The sequence below is a fragment of the Salinicoccus jeotgali genome, from assembly GCF_039538805.1.
Lineage (GTDB): Bacteria > Bacillota > Bacilli > Staphylococcales > Salinicoccaceae > Salinicoccus > Salinicoccus jeotgali.
Map to the genome: position 1 here is coordinate 86,099 of NZ_BAABCK010000021.1, position 20,570 is coordinate 106,668.

Sequence of the window (20,570 nt, forward strand, 5' to 3'; positions counted from 1 at the left end):
TTTAAAAATAGATTAAGGAGTGGTAAGTATGAGTAAAGTAATTGCATTGGATATTGGACATGGGAACAACACATTCCCACCAGGTAAAGGTGTCTACAAAGATGGAAAAGGCTATGCGGAATTCGATTTTAATAATAAGTTGGGGAAACGTGTAAAGCGTCTGCTTGAACATAACGGTTTTAAAGTCATAATGGCACAGCCATTCGACAGCAAGGATGTATATCTTGTGAATCGCACCAACTACTATGACAGCAAGCGCCCAGATCTTGGAATATCCCTGCATGCGAACGCTGGGACATCAAGTGCAAACGGCCGTTGTGCATTCTATTGGTATACCAGTAGCCAGGGCAAGCAGTTCGCAACCAACATCATCAACAATATGAAAGGGAAGGGTTATAGTGTCCATGGTAATGGACTGCATGCAGCCCAATATAACTCATGGACAAACCTTCACATCATCAGGGAATCCACTACTTTCCCGATGGTCCTGGTCGAGCATGGGTTTATGACGAACAACTTAGATTTTCCATTGATCTTCGGAGATAAACAAGGTCGGTACATTACAGATATGGCGGACTGTGATGTCAAAGCGGTATGTGACTACTTTGGCGTGCCGTTCAAGACACTATCAGATACAGGGGCACCCGCGCCTGAAGAAGAATGGCAGACTAATCAATATGGCACACAATACCTTAAAACAAATGGAACCTTTAAAGTAGGAGGCACGCGGATCATGTCCCGCATTGGCAGTCCATTCCTGTCCGCCCCTGAAGGCGGCTACGCAAATCCAGGATGGTCAACAGAGTACAGTTATCTATTGAGGCAGGATAATCATATCTGGATTGAATACTATGTAAATGGTCAGACAAAATATCTGCCAGTCAAAACATGGAATAGTGTTACTGGTGAGGTCGGCACAGATTGGGGTACGTTTAGTTAATAAAAATGCCTCCCACAGTTGAGGGAGGATACATAATGGAATAAATTTTTGCTCGCTTAAAAACTTTTGAAAGTAGTACAAAATTTTGATAATGCTTACAATGAATCATTTTTTGAAATGTATTATTTATCTCTCGTAAGATATTTATAAAAATTAACAAAAAGAGGGGCACAATGCCCCTTGGAAACTAGTTGTCTAAGTTGTCTATAGCGTATTGGGCTTCTTCCTCTGTGTATTGATCTCCTGCTGCACTTGTTAATTGATTAAATAGTTCACTGTCAGACATCGGCATGATATCTTGATAATTTTGGGCTGATTTTAAAGCGTTCTCTTTATAATCGACATCCAAATTATCTATAGCATATTGAGCTTCTTCTTCAGTATATTTATCGCCGGCTGAGCTTGTTAATTGATCGTATAGACCGGCTTTTGACATTGGCATGACATCTTGGTAGCTTTGCGCTGATTTCAAAGCATTTTCTTTATAATCAGCATCCAGATTATCTATGGCGTATTGGGCTGCGTCTTCTGGATAATCTTCGCCGGCTGAGCTTGTCAATTGATCGTACAAACCAGCTTCTGACATCGGAATAGTGGTATTATATTGTTCTGCGCTTTTTAAAGCATTTTTAAATTCCCGGCTTACATCGTCATTATTTTCTTCTTCTTTCGCATTATCCTCTTCAGGTTCTTCAGATTCTTCAGTTTCGTCTTTAGTGCTGGCTTCTTCTGTGCTTTCATCTGAGGTATTATCCTCAGTTGTTTCTACCGTCTCCGAATCATTATTACTGTTCGAAGTCTCAGTATCTTCTCCATCTCCTTCACTCAATAGAGCGCTACAAGCACCAAATAAAATTATGACACCTATAATGATAAATGCCCATTTCAGGCAACCGCCTTTTTTCTTTGGTTGCTGCATAATAACTCTATTGCCATCCTTGTCAAAAAATTCTTGTTCCTCTTGCTTTTTCGCCAACCTAAACATCCCCTTTTCTGAATTATGTAATATGATGTGTGCACTCAATCTCAATCGATAAAATCACCCCCTTTATATGGCTAAATTTTCAATAGGATGTTATATAACCACTATAATTCATTATTATCTGATCAGTTAGGATGTTGTAATGGTAAAGATTCTAAGTAGATGAAGGAAGTTTACAATTTTTTCACCTCATTTGCTACAGTGGTAAAATCGATAGATTAATTGTTGATTACTGGCTAAAAGTTTATTGGAAGTAAGTAATTCATCTTATGTAAAAACTTTCATTAATATTATAATTACATTGTATCCTAATATTGGTAATAATTGTTGTTACTATTTAATTTTTCCTCTTGAGAAATTTACAGGCTCTTAAATCTAAACATAATACAGAGACCATATAAGATAAAACCATCTCTTCTACTGTTTAATAAAGAGGATAAGAGTTAGCGATTGGGAAAAATTTAATACATTGGCATTCTATTTTAATTTCGAAATCTTTCATCAACTAAGAAACGCCCATTAGATAAATATCTAGTGGGCGTTTCTCTCGTATTTATTGAAGTATGGTTGACGCAAAGGGTGTATATATCTTGCATCTAAGGTTCATCATCCTTTAAGTCTATCCAGGACAATCTCACCAAGCGTTTTTGCACTGATCAATAAAGAGTCTTCGTTTATCAAAAATTTAGGATGATGGTTGGGGTACGGGTCTTCCATGCCTTCAGGTCTGGCACCGATGTTTATGAAAGTGCCTGGTATCTTTTCGAGATAGTAGGAGAAATCTTCCGAGCCGCTGAAAGGTTTGGGATGGGTTATCTCATCAATGTAAGATCCAACGCTCTTTTTGAGGATATCTTCCACAAGTTGTGTTTCCCTGGGGTGATTATATGTGACGGGATAATCATAAAGATAATCGAGCGTGCACTCGACATCGAAAGAGGTTTCGATGCCTCTAGTGATCTTCTTCATTGCTTCGTATGCAGGCTCTTTATTATCTTCGTCCAGGTAGCGGACAGTCCCGCGCAGTACGACTTTATCCTGTATTACATTAAACCCTCCAGGTGCATCGAATGCTGTGATGGATACGACTACTGAATCGTTCGGGTCCATGCGTCGCGACACGATGGTCTGGGCTTCTGTGACGAAGTACGAGCCGGCAACCAGGGCGTCACGGGTCGTATGCGGCATGGCGCCATGACCACCGGAACCTTGGATGGTCAAAGTGAAGTTCGATCTGCCGGCCATTGCGTTGCCGGGAACGAGGGCGATGGTACCGGTATCGAATGCTGGGAAGATATGAATGCCGTAGATTTCGTCCAAATCATCGAGCATCCCTGATTCGACAATGCTTTTTGCGCCGCCAGGCGGGACTTCTTCAGCATGTTGATGAATCAGTTTTATGGTCCCTGGCCATTCTTCCTTGAGTTCAATGAGCGCTTCACCCAAGTGGAGCATATAGGCAGTGTGTACATCATGGCCGCAAGCATGCATCACACCTTCATTTTTGGACTTGAAAGGCACATCTGCTTCTTCCTCTATGGGAAGCGCATCGAAATCAGCGCGCAATCCGATTACCCGACCCGGGCCCTTGCCACTGATTTCAACGATGATGCCGTATCCATTGCCCACGTTGCTTGTAACTTTGACATCCTTATCGTGATAGAAGTCTTCGATGAACTTCGCAGTGTTATGCTCTTCGAATGACAGCTCGGGATTTTCGTGCAGAAATCTTCTGGTTTCAATCATATCCTGCTTTTTATCTTCCAGTTTCCTAAAAAGTTTATCCTTCAAATCCACTATTAATACCCCCTAATATCTTTTGGTGTAAATTCTAGCATTCAAGTGCCTGAAAGGAAATCATTAACACAGCCTGCAAAAATACTTTAGTAATTTTCAGGATATACGTAAGCGGGTCAGAGAGCGGTAAAATTTCAATTAAATATTTTATTGGCCATTTTTTTAATTAAAGGTCAATATTTACTTATTTCATATTTACACTTTTAATTCTATCCTTAAATGTTATACAGATAGACTTGTTATTTTTTCCTTAATTGCTTGTATCATTAGGCTTTAAGATGTTTTTAGTACTAGGTTATAACATCAGATATAAAACTTTATAATGAGAAAATTTAAATATTTCTGAAATGAAAACGTTTACAACTAATTGTCGTAGTGATACATTTAAAATTGTAAGGTCAACATAAACAGGGGGATGTTATATGTTAAAAGTGTTGTTGGAATAAATAATGTCGGGAGAATGGAATATGAAGATTATTTCATACAATGATTTGGAGCATATCGTTAAAACAGGGGATGTCATTTCGATAGCTGCTCTATCAGTGGGTAATCTGCCAGTCGAAATACTTAAAAACTTGGCAGAACAGCATGATGAGAATAAGAAAGTAAATAGTCTTACGTTTGTCGTCTCGAACGACATCAGTGATTTTGATGATGGATTCGATCTGGATTCCTTTGTAACACGGGGGATGGTCAAATGCATCATCACAAGTTTGGTGATAGCATCGCCGTTTACAGTCAAGGCGGTTAAAAATAATGAAATAGAAATGTATTTCCTGCCACAAGGCATCATCGCCACCCAGTATCGCCATCAATCATCGGCTTCACCGGGCATGATCTCTAAAATTGGCTTGAACACAGTTGTTGATCCAAGGTATTCGGGTGGTAGAGCAAATGATGTGACTGGGGAAGATATAGTGTCAGTCATTGATATCAATGGTGATGAATATCTGCACTATGATTTCCCTAAGATTGATATTGCTTTATTAAGGGGGACTTATGCGGATGAGAAGGGCAACATCTACATGACTCATGAATCCCATCTCGGAGAAGGGTATGCTGCAGCTGCTGCAGCACGCAGTAATAACGGCAAGGTAATCGTCCAAGTGAAAGAGATCATCAAGAATGGCAGCTATAATCCAAAGGACGTATTCATACCGGCCGAACTTGTAGACTACGTAGTCGTCAATGAAGACCCCAAATATCATAAGCAAGTGATACAGGATTATTATGATCCTGCTTTGGCAGGGCACCACAGGATTGCAGAGTCTAGACAAAGATTCCCGAAATTCGATGCACGGAAAATAATTCTTAGACGCTCAGCCCAGTTCCTTTCACCGGGAGATGGTGTGAGCATCGGTTATGGAATCAATAACGAGCTCTCCAACCTGCTACGTGAAGAGAAGGTGAGCGAGCTTGTGAATTTGAACATCGATACCGGTATTTTTGGCGGCATGTTCGGCAGCGGCAAGCGTTTCGGCATGAATTATAACTTGGATGCGAGAATACGCCATGACATGACTTGGGATTTCATATTCAATGGTGGTCTCGACATCGCATACTTGAGTTTTGCGGAAATCGACCAACACGGCAATGTCAATGTCTCGGCTTTTGGGGAAAGGCTGAACGGCAGCGGCGGCTTTATAGACATCAGTCAAACTGTCCAGACATTGATCTTTTCAGGCACCATGGTCGTGGGAAGCGAGACAGCGTGCCGCGATAAAACTCTTGAGATAAAAGAGGAGGGGCACACCAGGAAGTTCGTGGACAGCGTCAAAAGCATGGATTTCAATGCAGCTTATTCCAGACAGCTCGGGCAGCAGGTCTACTATGTTACGGAACGTGCGGTCTTTGAGTTGACTGATGCAGGATTGAAAGTCATTGAAATCGCACCAGGGCTTCAATTGGAAAAGGATGTACTTTCTCAGATGGATTTCAAACCGATCATTGCAGAAGATATAAAAGTAATGGATCCGGAAATCTATCAGGAAACATGGGGGAAACTGCAATATTCCATAAAGGGAGAATAATTACAAACAAAGGGGAAGATAGACATGAATTATGATTGGATCAAGACACGGGCGGACTATGATGAAGTGAAACCAGCAATAATAGATCCTCTGAAGGGGACAGAGTGGTCTTATCAGGATATGGACAAACGCGCTGAAAACTTGGCGAATCACCTCAGGGAACAAGGTATTGGCCACGGGGATGTAGTCGGGATATTTGCGCCCAACGATGTAGCAATATTCGACCTGTTATTCGCGACATTCAAGATGGGGGCGGTATTTCTACCGATGAACTGGCGTTTGAGTCCAAAAGAAATACAAAGCGTCATTTCAGATTCTGGCGTCAAACTAATCTTGTATGCAGAAAAGCATAAGGAAAGCCTGACCGGCACTCCTGAAGGTCTACTTCATATGAATATCGATTCAAAAGAATATGATGACATATGCAACCCTGATAACCATCGACCTTTCAAAACCGTCGATGTTGAAAGTGATGAGCTTGCAGCACTAATCTATACAAGCGGCACGACTGGACTCCCTAAAGGAGTGATGTTCACATATGATTCATTCATCAGCAATATCGTGAACACGGCCTTGACCTATAAGATCAATGCCTCGTATAAAACAATCCTTACGACGCCGTTGTTCCACGTCCTCGGGCTGAATGACACCGCACTTCCGGCAATCATGGTAGGGGGTACACTCGTGCTGCACCGCTACTACGATGGGGCACAGTTGAATGATCTGATGGCGGAGCATAAACCAGATTACCTCACATTAATACCGACGATGTACTACGGCATGATTTTTGCGGACAACTTTGATATTAAAAACTTTGAAAATATAAGGTTCCTGATCCAGGGAGGCTCCTCTCCGCTACCAGCTGTCCAGAGACATTTTGAAAGCATGGGCCATACATTGATTAATGGTTATGGTCTGACTGAGGCACCTCTAGCAATGGTCAATACGCCAGAGAATGCCAAAAGAAAACCGATGAGTATCGGTAAGCCGATCATGTATGTCGATATGAAGCTGCTCGATGATGATTGTAATGAAGTTGGAACGAATGAAATAGGGGAACTGGCGATTAAAGGTAAAAACGTAACACCAGGCTATTGGAATAGACCGGAACTGACTGAAAAGTCATTCCACAACGGCTATTTCCTAACTGGAGACCTCGCCCGCAAAGACGAGGATGGCGATATATTCATCGTCAACCGTAAGAAAGAACTAATCATCACCGGTGGTGAAAACGTATTGCCGTCTGAAGTCGAGTCTGTATTATCCGAGCATCCATTAGTGAGGCAATCAATCGTAGTCGGCTTCGATCACCCGAAATATGGTGAATCGGTCTCTGCAGCAGTCGTCTTGACGGAGGATGAAGAAGGTTTTGAAGAGGTCTTGAACGCACATATGAGGGAAAGATTAGCAGGTTATAAAGTTCCGAGGATGTATCTGAAACTGACGGATATCCCGTTGAACTCGACTGCAAAACCGGACAGGATGGCCATCCAGAAACTCATGAACGAAAAAGCACAGGAGAATGGGCTTGTGCACTAGACGATCAACAGCGATTTTGGAAGCGGTATCATAAAATGATGGGGGAAATATAATGGCAACTAAAGATGAACTATTGAAGGAACTATATCCAGAAGATCTACTGAATGTGTCTAAAGAGCTCACTGAAGGAGAGGTGAAGTTTTTAAAGCAACTGAACGACCTGCTTGAGAGTAAATACCGGGATTCCATCAATGACCATTGGATAAATGCAACCATTCCAGAGGGATTCTTTGAAGAGATGGGCAAACTTGACTATTTCAATAATCCTTTGTTGTTTGAAGGTCGGGAAGGCGCCAGGATGGCAAGTCAGATGTTCCAGTTCTTCCTATCCTACACAGTAGCCAGGTTTGATGTATCGTTGGTGACTTTGCTTGGTGTCCATCAAGGACTTGGTCACAATGCCTTCTTGTTTGGAGGGAGTAAAGAGCAGGTTGCGCACTATATTCCAAAACTACAGTCCCATGAACTCAGAACGTGTTTTGCATTGACTGAACCGGAGCACGGATCCGATGTGGCGGGAGGATTGGAGACGACGGCAAAACGTGAGGGTGACAAATGGATTATAAATGGCGCGAAAAAATGGATTGGGGGAGCGAATGTATCAGATGTCATCCCTTTGTTTGCGGTCGATGTTGAAACCGGCAAACCGAAAGGTTTCATCATCCGACCAGAACAGGAAGGTGTCGATATCGACATCATAGAGAATAAAATTGCACTCAGGATCGTACCCAATGCCAACATCCATTTAAAGGATGTCGTAGTGGAAGAGGCAGATCGACTTCAAAATATCAACAGCTTCAAAGACATCGCCAAAATCCTTTATTCGACACGTGCAGGCGTGGCATATATGGCGACTGGCGCAATGGCAGGGGCACTGCGTGCCACACTTGATTATGTGACTAAACGTAAACAGTTCGGCAAGGAAATCAGCAAGTACCAATTGATCCAGGAAAAATTGGCCATGATGCAAGGTAACCTATCGCAGGCAATCACTTTATCTGCACAACTTGCACGTATGCAGGAGAAGGGTGAATACGACGAAGTGGCGACCTCTACTGCGAAGATGATGAACGCGTTACGCCTAAGGGAATCTGTGGCTATGGGCAGAGGCATTACAGGGGGCAATGGTATCCTTGCCGAGTATGATATCGCCAGGTTCTTCTCGGATGCTGAAGCGGTCTTCACATACGAAGGGACCCATGAAATAAATGCATTGGTGATAGGCCGTGCATTGACCGGCGACTCTGCATTCATCTAAAGTCCGTAGGGCAAAAGTACATCGGAGATCAAATAATTTGGAGGGTATTTCCATGACGATAAGAAAAGCAACCGTTCTAGGTGCTGGGGTAATGGGCAGTCAGATTGCTGCACTGCTCGTCAATGCCGGCTTGAAAGTGAAATTATTGGATATAGTGGCGGATGACAAGGATCGCAACAAGATTTCAAAAAAAGCATATGAGATGATAACAGATAAAAAGCGTCCACAGCTGTTCGACCTGGATTTTGCATCAAACTTGTCCTACGGCAACTTTGAAGATGACTTGAAGGGGCAGGATGATTCGGATATCTTCATCGAAGCTGTTAAGGAAGAGTTGGAGATTAAACATGAAGTGTGGAATAAGGTGAAGGGTGTTGCAAAAGATAACGCACTATTTGCAACGAATACTTCCGGCATACCGATTGCTTATATCGCAAAAGTATTGGGTGAAGAAGAACGCAGAAGATTCTTTGGAATGCATTTCTTTAATCCGCCAAGGATAATGAAGCTTGTGGAAATCATTCCGCTTGAAGACACTTCTGAACAATCGGTCGATAAAGCGCAAGCCTTCGCTGAAGATAAGCTCGGTAAAGGTGTAGTGATTGCTAATGATGTTCCAGGATTTGTCGCTAACCGGGTTGGCACACAGACGATGAATGACATCATGCACCGGGCTGAAACCCAAGGTATGTCGATTACCGAAACGGATGCTCTGACAGGGCGCAGCATCGGCAGACCGAGTACGGGGACCTACGGGTTGAGCGATTTGGTCGGATTGGACATTGCAGTCACTGTAACTAAAGGACTGCAGCAGATTCCTGAGGAAAAAGAATTTTTCCATGACACCAAAGTAGCCGAAAAACTAGTCGGACAGGGTGCACTCGGCAGGAAGACCAAGCAGGGCTTCTACAAAAAGGACAAAAAAGAGATTCTCGTCTTCGACCCGGAACAGAATGATTATGTCTCCCAACAGCAACCACAGTTTGAAATCCTGGGGCAGTTCAGCAAAGATCTGAAAGCGAACATGGATGTAATATTCAATGCTCAAGATGAAGCGGGGCTGTTCATGTGGGAGACACTCAGAAACAACTTCTATTATTCTGCTTTGAACGTACCGAAAGCGGCTTCTGACTATAAAGATATAGACCGGGCGCTTGTATGGGGGTTCAACTGGAAGAAGGGGCCGTTCCAGCTCTGGGATCTTATGGGATTCGATCGCGTTAAAAACCGCATGAAGGAAGAACTTGAAGAATTACCTGATTGGATCGAGAAACGTGCTTCAGAATTCTATGAAGCAGGCGAGACCATTGAACGGATAACTCCAGTGGCATCGTTTATAGACAGTCAGATATGGGACCGGGAAGATTCCAATCTCTCGGTAGCCCATTCCGATCAGTTGTTGTTGAAGCTGCAAAGTGCCAACAATATCATCTCAGATGGTTTTTCAAGCGATCTGATCGAAGCCATAGACTTGCTCGAAACTGAGGATTTCTCAAGTATGGTCATCTATGCAGACGGCCGGAACTTCAGCGTAGGGGCAAATCTATATATGATGAAGAAAGCACATGAAATGAAGCAGGTGGATGATCTGGTCGGCCCAGCCATAGATCAGCTCCATAAAAGCTTCAGCCGCTTAAAATATGCATTGAAGCCGGTTGTAACCGCTGTCCAGGGCAAGGCGCTTGGTGGTGGGTGTGAGCTGGTGCTGCATTCACCGTTCGTCGTAGCTGCAAGCGAAACTTATATGGGTATGGTGGAAACCGGGGTTGGTCTATTACCGAGTGGTGGTGGACTCGCTGAAATGGCAGATCGTATATTAAGTACATCCCATAAACAAAATGACAAACAGGAATTGATGACGGAAGTACTGATGAATATCGGCCTGGCTAAAGTTTCGACAAATGCTTATGAAGCGAAAAGGTATGGTTACTTGAGAGATACAGATTCCATACTGCTTAATTCAGAAAAGCGTATTGAAGTGGCGCTTGAAAAAGCGCGATTTGAAGCCAAAACCAATTATATACCTAAGACAAAAGGGCAGTACATCGCCTTAGGTCGGGATTTCATTGCACTTGTCAAAGGTCAACTTGATGCACAGCGTCTCGGTCATTTCATCAGCGACTATGATCATGAGATTACTTTGAAAATTGGAGAAGCATTGGCAGGTGGAAATCTACCGCGAAACACCTATGTAAATCAAAGGTATATCCAGAAACTGGAGCGCGAGCGTTTCTTGAGCCTGCTCCAAAATGAAAAGACGCATGCAAGAATCAGTCATATGCTTGAAACAGGGAAACCACTACGCAATTAATGGATCGGCTAAAAAGAAAGGATGAGTCTTAATGCAGGAAGCATATATAGTGGCTTATGGCCGTTCTGCTGCAGGCAGAGCTAAAAACGGCGCGATGTTCCACGATAGGCCAGATGAAATAGCGGCACAAGTACTTAAAGGCGTGCTGAAACGTGTGGATGGAGGATTTGAATCTTCCATGGTTGAAGATGTCATAGTGGGCAATGCTTTTCCAGAAGGACTACAGGGGCAAAATATAGCCCGTTCCATTGCATTGCTTGCGGGAATGCCAAACAGTGTACCGGGACAGACTGTAAATCGCTACTGTTCATCGGGGCTTCAAACGATTGCGATTGCAGCAAATCAGATTCAGGCAGGCCAGGCAGATGTCCTGGCGGCAGGTGGAATTGAGCTGATGAGCGCTGTACCGATGGGTGGGAATGAGCCTACGAACAGTCCCATTCTTCAAGATGCAGACTCAGGCGTCTCCTATCCGATGGGACTGACCGCAGAGATGGTGGCTGAGGAGTTCGAGGTCTCCCGGGAAGATCAGGATGCTTACGCGGTGCAGAGCCACCAGCGTGCCAAGGCGGCACTAGATGCGGGCCGTTTTGAAGATGAAATTATCCCGATTGATGTGACAAGAGTATCTTATGACAAGAATGGTCCCGTCGTCACTAAGGAAGAGTTTAAAACGGATGAACATATACGACCGGACACTACAATGGAGGGACTGGCGAAACTGCGTACAGTATTCAAGGCAGATGGTACAGTGACTGCAGGTACATCAGCGCCATTGACCGATGGTACCGGGTTCGTCGTTCTGATGTCAGGTGATAAGGTGAAGGAGCTCGGGGTGACACCAATCGCGAGGTTCGTCGGGTTCAAAGCTGTAGGCGTCGACCCTAAAATAATGGGGATTGGTCCGGCATATGCCATTCCTGAAGTGCTGGAGCAGGCCGACCTATCAGTTGAGGATATGGACCTGGTGGAATTGAATGAAGCATTTGCTTCTCAGACCGTCGCCTCGATCCGTAAAACTGGCTTGGACATCGATAAGACGAATGTAAACGGCGGTGCGATATCGCTTGGACATCCGCTAGGCGCTTCTGGTGCAATGCTGACGGCACGACTGTTGTCGGAAATGAAACGCAGAACCGATTCGAAATATGGCATGGTCACCATGTGCATTGGAGTCGGCATGGGCGCAGCAGGCATCTTCGAATATGTAAGATAATCCAAAACCCTCCCGCAGATAAAATTTCTACGGGAGGGTTTTTTGCTTTTGAAACAATCAGTCAATGATTTCAAACTCGGCCGCAAGCCAAGTAGTCTCTCCCGTGTCCTCATCACTGAACGCCTTGACGATTCTGTATGTACCCACGTCGAATGTTAGTCCATAATCATCCAAGATCACTGTAATATCTGCTTTGTCTTCCGGTCCAAGTCGACTGCCGTAGTTATCGAATGAGGTGAAGTCGTCAAAGACGGAGTCCTCTATTTCCAGCATATGCCATTTATCTTCGAATTGCTTTTCTATATAGAAGAACTCACCGTATGTATACACGGTATCACCAGCATTATGGAGGTGAAGTGTCATTGTCTGCATGGGTAGGTCGTATGTAGTTTTATCGAGGGAAAGGGAAACATTATTTGAGGTGCCGGATAGATTTTGTCTGGGTGAGGGATCTTCCAACAGTTCTGATGTAGGCGGTGTAATACAGGAAACCAGAAAGAAGGAGACGGATGCCAGCAGCAGTACCAGCTTCTTGTAATGCTTTTTTTCCATCAGGACGACCCTCCTATCGAGCTGCAAAATTTTAAGCATCAAACTGTAGAATCCAGGATGGCAAACAATGAATTAAGTCCCATCTCAAGTGACAGGGCTTATTGGACAAAGCCGAATTATGCGCCTCTGCATATTCAGCACATGTTTTTCCACATCTTTGGCAATGTTCATGGTCTTTTTTTCGCATTCTTCGTCGTACGCATCACACATTGAGGCACATACTACTGCAAGTGCTTTGATGAATGGAGAAATTCTGGAGATGGCCTGTTCCAAGTACCCGCACATATCGGCGCATTCCCTGTCGAGTCGTATGCATTCCGCCATCATCTTGACATCGTCTTCCTTAAGACAGGCATCGAAGCAGCAGTTGCGCTCGGTCATGCATTGCTGCAGCGTTTCAAGCGGATGATTGCATTGAATTTCCATTGGAAATCTCCTGCTGGCAAGTAGTCTAATACGCTCTATTCTTTCCTCTATGTTGCATGATGAAACGCATACATAAGCGATATCATTCGCTAAGATCTATGTTGATATAGCCATAATGAAAAAGGCTGGAAGGTCTTTTCTCTTGAACGAAACCCAAGTCATGAAACCGGCTGCTCTGCCAGTGGTCTTTCATGACTATGCGTTCTCTGGCGACGCGTCTGGCTTCAGTGATGGTATCAAGTGACAAATCCGATTTATCTGTCTGTTCATGAATAACCTGCATTGCATCTGATGTTTCGACGGTTTCGGTGAACATCGGATCGAAGTAGATGACGTCAAAAGAATTGTCTTCCTGCCTCTGTAGGAATTCGTGGTGCACGGCGTGCAGTGCTTCTATTCGACTCATCGCCTCTCTGATTTCTACGTGTTGCGTGGTAAAGTGCTTGAGGCCTTCTGATACGGCCAAGTAGAGGAGTGGATCGCTTTCGAGCGCGGTTACCCGCCCATCATCGCCTACAGCAAGGCTGGCAATCAAACTGTCGGCAGCGAGTCCCATTGTACAGTCGAGTACATGCATGCCAGATTCCAGACCAGCTGTTTTGATGAAAGGATCGGCTTTCCCTTCCAATATTCTTTTGGCCCTTACCATCGCCATATTGGGATGGAAATGAATCGGCTCGATTTGAGGGAACGGATGGATGATGATTCCGCTCCTGCTGACGACCACGACATCCTGATGATAATGCCTCTTTAGGGTTTCAATCGATCTCTTCGAACGCTTGATATAGGGGGCATCATATTTATCGGCAAGGGAATATGCGTACAAAACGGTCTGTTCATCCGTTCTGCCGCCGGTAGTTATAATCATCGCGGAGACTCCTTTAGTAAGAATGGATAAAATCACCGGCCCCCAAAATTGTATATTCTGGGGGCCGGATTAAAATGCCTGAAGCATTTTTATATTATTTTACTCATCATTCGGATTTTTCAAGTTCTATCTTATGGTCAAGTGGTTCCGACTGCTCTTCTGCCATCGGATTTTCACGGCTTTGGAGAACTGTTTCAAGTTCCGGGTCGACTGATCCATAAGCTAGTACGGCTGTAGCACTCTCTCCAGGCTCGACTGTCTCGGTGGCGGCTGCCGCCTCTTCACTCATTTCGAAATCTTCCGGAAGGCTTGTGGTCATATTTTCAAGTGTCGATTCACTTCCTTCAGCTACTTGTCTTACCGCAAGATCCAGACCAAATGCTTCTTGTGGTGCAGTCGGGACTTCGGAGTTATTCGTGAATTCGAATTCTATGACTACAACTTCTGAAGGTTGGGGTTCTTCGGCACCTTCTTCAGTCGACTCTTCTTCGTTCTCTTCTGGCTCGATGGTGAATTGACTGAATTCATTGAATGCATAATCCCCATATTCTCCGGAGTATGAAACTGCACCCTCTTCAGATGATCCGTTTTCATTTGATTCATCAGAGGCCTCACCGCTTGATTCTTCCCCCGTTGCTTCGTCTTCTGCTTGCCCCTCGTCAGAACCGCCATCATCGCTGCAGGCTCCAAGGAGCAGTACAGCAGAAAGGCCACCCGTAAGCAGGTACTTTCTTAGACTCATTTTATTTCCCCCTATTAATTAGATACAGGTTAATTATAGTATACTATACGGAATAATCAATATTATTTCGGTTATTGAAATAAATAAATATTTAAAACAACATACTCGCATATAGTGAAGGTTTTAAAAGGGCATCCTTCAAGTTGGATATGTATCGATAAAATAAAAACTCCGGCATAAGTGCCGGAGTTTCTAGATTCCCGTCAATCCATAGAGGACAAGACCCAATGTCAATAAGATGCCGAAGATCGAATTCAATTTGCCCATAGCTGCCATCGCGGGAATCAATTCCTGCGGCGTGTCTCCCTGCCACATCAACTTCACGGTCTTTATGAACTGTGGTATGGAGAGGAAGGTGAGCAGCATAAATAGGGAGCCGTAAGGTTTGAATATCGCTATCCATGTGATGAACAGGTAGGCGAATGCCAACAGCACTCCGGTAGTCATGACGGCTAACGGTTTGCCGACCAATATGACGAAGGTCTTACGGCCACTTTCCTTATCCTTTTTACGATCCCTTATGTTGTTCGCCATGTTCAGAAGTCCGATTGTGATGGCTACAGGAATCGAGATGAGAAACGGGAAGATGTGCAATATACCCGTATGGATGTAGAAGGTGATCATGATGATGACGGTACCCATAAAGAACCCCGCAAACACTTCACCGAACGGTGTCCATGATATGGGGAACGGGCCGCCGGTGTAAAGGTAGCCGACGGCCATCGATATGATGCCGGCTATGAGCACCCATACCGAGCTGTTGACGGTGATGTATATGCCGATCACTGCAGCAAGGGCATAAAATATGACTGCAATGGTCATGACGATGCGCGGGGACATACCGTTCCTGACGATGGCACCTGCAATGCCGACCGAATCCTCACTGTCCAGTCCTTTTTTGAAGTCGAAGTACTCGTTGAACATATTGGTTGCAGACTGTATGAGGAGTGTTGCGATCAGCATGGCGAAAAACATATCCCATCTGATCGACGAGAATAACAATACGCTTGCAGTACCCACAAGCACGGGGATGAAGCCGGCGGTCAGCGTATGTGGCCGTGTCAGGCTTATATATTTCCTTATCCCAGTATGTGTATCTGTTCCTTGCATTTTTTATCTTCCTTTGTATCTATGATGATAACAATTTTATCACAATTAACCTGTTATCATACACAGGGAAATAAATAAATGATAAAATGGTATTAATTATGCAGAAAGAAGTGTGTAGCAATGAATTTGGAAGCTTACCAGCGTATTCTGGATGACCTCAAACTTGATACTGATAAAAAGTACTTGAGTCTGCAAATGCCAATTGACGGATTTGATTTAAATGAGCGGAAGATATTTTCGCATTTCCATGATGCACAAGGGTCCAGATATTGGTTCCGTTCGAAGGATGGCCGCTATGATTCCATAGGCATCAAATTCCAGGAAAGCATAAAGCGGGATAAGTATTCGGCGGAAGTCCTTGAGGAGCAGAAGACATCTCTATTTCAAAAAATCCAGCAAGTGGCTGTGAAGGATGGGATGGCTTCTTCTTTAGGTCTGTTCGGAGGTACACGCTTTGATGATAAGGACACGACGGACGAATGGAACGATTTCGGCATGGTGGAATTCCATCTGCCGAAGTGGCAGTTTGACTTGGCGAATAGTGAGTTGTTCTATACGGTAAGGACAGACGAAGTGGATCTTGATGAGATCCTTATAGATATCAGCGACAAGCTTCGGGAGATTGGAGCCATCACTCCAGAACCAGCTCAGGCGCCCGAAGTCCATATGATGAAAGATATCTTCCCGGAAGAGTGGAAGGCGTTAGTGGATGAGGCGCTTGGGGTCCTGGACGACACCGACTTCAGGAAAATTGTACTTGCCAGGCAGAGGTTGCTGACATTCAAGGCGCAGGCTGATCCGCTCTACCTCCTGGATAGGTTGAATGATGAATCGGGCACTTATACGATATATTACGAAAAGGGTCAGTCGATCTTCATCTCCAAATCCCCAGAGAAGCTTTTTGACATCAAGGACGGCGTGCTCCGTACTAATGCGATTGCCGGTTCGGCAGAGCGCACGGGTGTAGAAGCGACTGATGAGCAGCAGAAGGCGTTCCTTCTGAATGATGAGAAGAACCGTTACGAGCATGAATTGGTCCGGGAATCGATTGTCCAGAATCTGGAGCCATATACAGAGGATATCGAATTTGCTGAAGGTCCGGCCATACTGTCAAATAGGTACATCTATCATCTCCATACACCGATCAGTGCAAAACTTGCTGAAGATGCGAGTTTATTTGCACTACTTGATGCCATTCATCCGACTCCTGCTGTTGGAGGGATGCCGAAAGATAAGGCGCGGGATTACATCATGGAAAATGAATACGGTACTCGGGGGTTGTATGCGGCACCGCTTGGTATGATCCATGAAAATGACGACAGCGAATTTGTCGTTTCCATAAGATCAATGCTCCTTAATTCGAAAAGCGCCACGCTGTTTGCGGGCTGTGGAATAGTCAGAGGGTCTTCCAGTGAGAAGGAGCATGAGGAGACCCGGATTAAATTCACCCCGATGCTGAATGTGCTGGGGGTGGAACCGGAGTGATGACTAAAGATCATAAAGACAATATGACATATCAAGTCTTTACTCTGATTGACCTGCTATATGCCCAAGGCGTCAGCGAATGCGTCATCAGCCCAGGCTCGCGCTCGACACCTCTGGCCATCGGAGCAGAAATGCACCCGGGCATGAAGACGCATGTCCACCCGGATGAACGGAGCGCGGCTTTTTTTGCGCTTGGAATCGCCAAATATTCAAGTGAACCTGTGGCTTTGATCTGTACATCAGGTACAGCGGCTGCAAACTATACGCCGGCAATCGCAGAAGCAGGCCTCAGCCATGTGCCGCTCGTTGCCTTGACGGCAGATCGGCCACATGAGCTGAGGGATGTCGGGGCACCGCAGTCGATCAGTCAGGAAGATATGTACCGCAACTATACGAAATACTATACGGAGTTGCCGATTGCTGATGGTCATTTGAGCAGTCAGAACTTATTGGAAGCCAAGGTACTCCAGGGAGCCCAATACTTTTTTGGTGCCAATCGGGGCCCTATTCATATCAATGTACCCATCCGCGAGCCATTGATGCCTGATTTGACGCGAACAGACCTCTTTTTCAGGAGTAGATCGGAGCCTCCTGCCCAGATTACAGGGCCAGTGCCAAGCTTCACCTTTAAAGGAAGTGGCATCGTCTTCATAGGGGAGACCATCGAAGATCTCGAGGGTCTTTTACCGTTGATGGAGAACAAGGGGCTGACGGTCATCACCGATCCGAGGCAACATATAAGAATGAAGGCTGCGACAGTCACACACCATGATCTTCTGTTCGGCAGCCTTTCTGAAGAGCAGAAGGCTTGGCTTGATAATGAAGTCGACTTCATTATCAGAATCGGCGATCCATTCACTTCAAAGGCACTCAACAGCTTCTTGTCCCAGACATCCATCCCACAATATCTGATCAGTGAGCATCAACAGTTGAAGACTTATCCGAAAACGCCGGAAAGGGTATTTGTCGGTTCTATCGGACACATACTCCGTTCCATGGATTTTGAAGGGGGAAGCTCCACCGTCAAAGGGTGGTTCGCTGGGGTCGATGCTGCCATCCGTGACTACATCATGACGCAGATGCCGGATTATAAAGATGAAGGCAGATTCATGTACGAGATGCTTGAACGATTGCCGGAGGACCGCACACTGTTCGTTTCCAGCAGCATGCCGATACGGGATGTTGAACGGTATGATGTTGGCAATCGCCACAAGATCTTAGCCAATAGGGGCGCGAATGGCATAGACGGTGTCGTTTCGACCGCTTTAGGTATGGCTACAAAGACACCAGTCACTCTGATCATTGGTGATATTGCCCTTTACCATGATATGAACGGATTGCTCATATCAAAGCTTGAATCGATCGACATCAACATCATCGTCTTCAATAATAATGGTGGCGGTATCTTTGGCTTCCTGCCCCAAAAGCAGGAAGCCACCCACTATGAACGCCTTTTCGGTACGCCGATCAGCATCGATTTCTCACACGCTGCTGCCATGTACGGTTTTAACTACCGATTGGTGGAGGCGGCAGAGGCAATCACTGAAGATGATATGTCGGCAGCTGGCCGGAATATCATGGAAATCAGGACGGATAGAGATGCTAACGTGGAGAGTCATCAACAACTGCGGTTCAAGGTGCAGGAGATGATCCAATCTTATGGAACTTAATTATCATTTTGAAGATAACGGTAAAACAGAAACTATAGTGATCCTGCACGGCTTCCTCTCGGATAAGTCGAGCATGGCACAGATATCGACCGAGCTCGATGGCATCCGCAACATCATCACTGTAGACTTGCCAGGGTTTGGGCAATCAAAGAGCATAGGACAAGACTACGGTATCGAAACAATCGCGAATGCTTTGGCTGGGATGCTTGAGTCACTCTCAATTACCCAAGCGGATATCTACGGCTATTCGATGGGCGGGCGTGTGGCGCTGTCATTCGCAATCAACCACCCGGGTTATGTGAAGCGGCTGATATTGGAAAGCACTTCACCGGGCATAGCTTCCAAGGAAGATCGTGCTATACGCCGACAGGTGGATCAAAGTCGTGCTGATGAAATATTACGGGATTATCCCGCCTTTATCTCACAATGGGAAATGCTGCCCCTCTTTTCGAGTCAAGCAACAATGACCCGTGATGACCAGGCCAGACAGCGTGAAAACCGGTTGGCCCAAAAACCGGAGGAAGTGGCTGACAGCCTGTTGAAATATGGGACCGGGGTGCAACCTTCCTACTGGACAAAATTATCCCGGCTCCACATGCCGATTCTTTTGGCGGTAGGCAGTAAGGACCAGAAATTCATCGATATCAATACTCGCATGTCTCTGCATATGCCTGATGCCCGACTGGAGATCATAGATGGGGCAGGGCATAATATTCATATGGAAGCAGGCCCGAAGTTTGGTATACTACTATTAGACTATTTATCAGGAGGAATGAATGATGGCAAGAGAATGGCAAACGATTCGCGAATATGAAGAAATTAAATATGAATATTATAATGGCATCGCTAAAGTGACAATCAATCGTCCTGAAGTACGCAATGCTTTTACACCACTGACAGTAAATGAAATGATTGATGCATTCACTAGAGCGCGGGACGATGAAAAAATCGGTGTCATCGTGCTGGCTGGGGAAGGCGATATGGCATTCTGCTCAGGCGGCGACCAAAAAGTACGCGGACACGGTGGTTATGTAGGGGAAGACAACGTTCCAAGATTGAACGTACTCGATCTGCAGCGACTCATCCGGGTCATTCCGAAGCCGGTAGTGGCGATGGTTTCAGGCTACGCAATCGGTGGTGGACATGTTCTGCACGTGGTGTGCGACCTGACTATTGCAGCAGATAATGCACGCTTTGGCCAGACAGGCCCGAAAGTCGGTTCATTTGATGCAGGTTACGGTTCCGGTTACCTTGCACGCATCGTCGGCCATAAGAAAGCGAGAGAAATCTGGTACTTGTGCCGTCAGTACGATGCCCAGGAAGCCCTCGATATGGGACTCGTCAATACTGTAGTGCCGCTTGAACAGCTAGAAGACGAAACAGTCCAGTGGTGTCAGGAAATGCTCGAGCACTCCCCGACAGCACTACGCCTGCTAAAAGCTGGAATGAACGCTGACACAGACGGTTTGGCGGGTATTCAGCAGATGGCTGGGGATGCGACACTCCTTTATTACACCACTGATGAAGCAAAAGAAGGACGCGAAGCATTCAAAGAAAAAAGAAAGCCTGATTTCGGACAATTCCCGAGATTCCCATAAGAAATCGTAAAGCCCATCATATGATGGGCTTTCTTTTGAGAGGTGA

The 20,570-nt window shown here is 45.2% G+C and carries 17 protein-coding genes; 10 read left to right on the top strand and 7 right to left on the bottom strand.

Annotated features, from left to right (window positions below):
• Positions 1-28: 28 nt before the first annotated feature.
• Complete coding sequence (locus ABD734_RS06035; protein WP_344702396.1) at positions 29-940, top strand: N-acetylmuramoyl-L-alanine amidase; 912 nt, start codon at positions 29-31, stop codon at positions 938-940.
• A 187-nt stretch (positions 941-1,127) separates the two neighbouring features.
• Here the strand turns inward: ABD734_RS06035 and ABD734_RS06040 are convergent, their stop codons facing one another.
• Together ABD734_RS06040 and ABD734_RS06045 are read right to left on the bottom strand one after the other, a co-directional pair.
• Positions 1,128-1,916 carry an Ltp family lipoprotein gene (locus tag ABD734_RS06040; protein ID WP_344702398.1) on the bottom strand — a complete coding sequence of 263 codons (789 nt, stop codon included), beginning with the start codon at positions 1,914-1,916 and terminating at the stop codon, positions 1,128-1,130.
• 612 nt (positions 1,917-2,528) lie between these two features.
• Positions 2,529-3,719, bottom strand: a complete 1,191-nt coding sequence (locus ABD734_RS06045; RefSeq protein ID WP_344702400.1) for an amidohydrolase — start codon at positions 3,717-3,719, stop codon at positions 2,529-2,531.
• Positions 3,720-4,186: 467 nt separating this feature from the next.
• On the opposite strand from ABD734_RS06045, the gene fadX reads away from it, so the two are divergent.
• The 5 genes from fadX to ABD734_RS06070 are packed head-to-tail and all read left to right on the top strand — an operon-like array spanning position 4,187 to position 12,073.
• On the top strand, positions 4,187-5,749 hold the full coding sequence (fadX, locus tag ABD734_RS06050) for a fatty acid degradation protein FadX (RefSeq protein ID WP_344702402.1): 1,563 nt from the start codon (positions 4,187-4,189) through the stop codon (positions 5,747-5,749).
• A gap of 24 nt (positions 5,750-5,773) precedes the next feature.
• A complete protein-coding gene (gene fadD, locus ABD734_RS06055) occupies positions 5,774-7,288 on the top strand; it encodes a long-chain-fatty-acid--CoA ligase FadD (protein WP_344702404.1) in 1,515 nt (504 codons plus the stop codon).
• A 52-nt stretch (positions 7,289-7,340) separates the two neighbouring features.
• Complete coding sequence (gene fadE, locus ABD734_RS06060) at positions 7,341-8,546, top strand: acyl-CoA dehydrogenase FadE (protein WP_425568355.1); 1,206 nt, start codon at positions 7,341-7,343, stop codon at positions 8,544-8,546.
• Between the two features lie 52 nt (positions 8,547-8,598).
• Positions 8,599-10,857, top strand: a complete 2,259-nt coding sequence (gene fadB / locus ABD734_RS06065; RefSeq protein WP_344702406.1) for a 3-hydroxyacyl-CoA dehydrogenase/crotonase FadB — start codon at positions 8,599-8,601, stop codon at positions 10,855-10,857.
• A gap of 31 nt (positions 10,858-10,888) precedes the next feature.
• The gene (locus ABD734_RS06070; RefSeq protein WP_344702408.1) at positions 10,889-12,073 is read left to right on the top strand and encodes a thiolase family protein; all 1,185 of its coding nucleotides are present in this window, start codon (positions 10,889-10,891) and stop codon (positions 12,071-12,073) included.
• Between the two features lie 57 nt (positions 12,074-12,130).
• On the opposite strand, the gene ABD734_RS06075 is transcribed toward ABD734_RS06070, so the two are convergent.
• From ABD734_RS06075 to ABD734_RS06095, 5 genes are all read right to left on the bottom strand, one after another.
• A complete protein-coding gene (locus tag ABD734_RS06075; RefSeq protein ID WP_344702410.1) occupies positions 12,131-12,625 on the bottom strand; it encodes an immunoglobulin-like domain-containing protein in 495 nt (164 codons plus the stop codon).
• A gap of 84 nt (positions 12,626-12,709) precedes the next feature.
• Positions 12,710-13,051: a four-helix bundle copper-binding protein gene (locus ABD734_RS06080; RefSeq protein ID WP_344702412.1), complete on the bottom strand. Its 342-nt coding sequence runs from the start codon at positions 13,049-13,051 to the stop codon at positions 12,710-12,712.
• An 82-nt stretch (positions 13,052-13,133) separates the two neighbouring features.
• Complete coding sequence (locus tag ABD734_RS06085; protein ID WP_344702414.1) at positions 13,134-13,919, bottom strand: class I SAM-dependent methyltransferase; 786 nt, start codon at positions 13,917-13,919, stop codon at positions 13,134-13,136.
• A gap of 106 nt (positions 13,920-14,025) precedes the next feature.
• Positions 14,026-14,661, bottom strand: coding sequence for a DUF5067 domain-containing protein (locus ABD734_RS06090; protein WP_344702416.1), 636 nt, complete (start codon positions 14,659-14,661; stop codon positions 14,026-14,028).
• 192 nt (positions 14,662-14,853) lie between these two features.
• Complete coding sequence (locus ABD734_RS06095; RefSeq protein ID WP_344702418.1) at positions 14,854-15,771, bottom strand: 1,4-dihydroxy-2-naphthoate polyprenyltransferase; 918 nt, start codon at positions 15,769-15,771, stop codon at positions 14,854-14,856.
• A gap of 120 nt (positions 15,772-15,891) precedes the next feature.
• Here ABD734_RS06095 and ABD734_RS06100 point away from each other — a divergent pair, with 120 nt between their 5' ends.
• Genes ABD734_RS06100 through menB form a run of 4 tightly spaced genes read left to right on the top strand, consistent with a single transcriptional unit; the run spans position 15,892 to position 20,524 of the window.
• Complete coding sequence (locus tag ABD734_RS06100; RefSeq protein ID WP_344702420.1) at positions 15,892-17,256, top strand: isochorismate synthase; 1,365 nt, start codon at positions 15,892-15,894, stop codon at positions 17,254-17,256.
• Positions 17,256-18,926, top strand: a complete 1,671-nt coding sequence (menD, locus tag ABD734_RS06105; RefSeq protein ID WP_344702443.1) for a 2-succinyl-5-enolpyruvyl-6-hydroxy-3-cyclohexene-1-carboxylic-acid synthase — start codon at positions 17,256-17,258, stop codon at positions 18,924-18,926. The genes ABD734_RS06100 and menD overlap by 1 nt, the downstream gene beginning before the upstream one ends.
• Entirely contained in the window at positions 18,916-19,740 is an 825-nt protein-coding gene (menH, locus tag ABD734_RS06110; RefSeq protein WP_344702422.1) for a 2-succinyl-6-hydroxy-2,4-cyclohexadiene-1-carboxylate synthase, read from the top strand. Before menD ends, menH begins: the two co-directional genes overlap by 11 nt.
• Positions 19,703-20,524, top strand: coding sequence for a 1,4-dihydroxy-2-naphthoyl-CoA synthase (menB, locus tag ABD734_RS06115; RefSeq protein ID WP_344702424.1), 822 nt, complete (start codon positions 19,703-19,705; stop codon positions 20,522-20,524). Before menH ends, menB begins: the two co-directional genes overlap by 38 nt.
• Positions 20,525-20,570 lie beyond the last annotated feature (46 nt).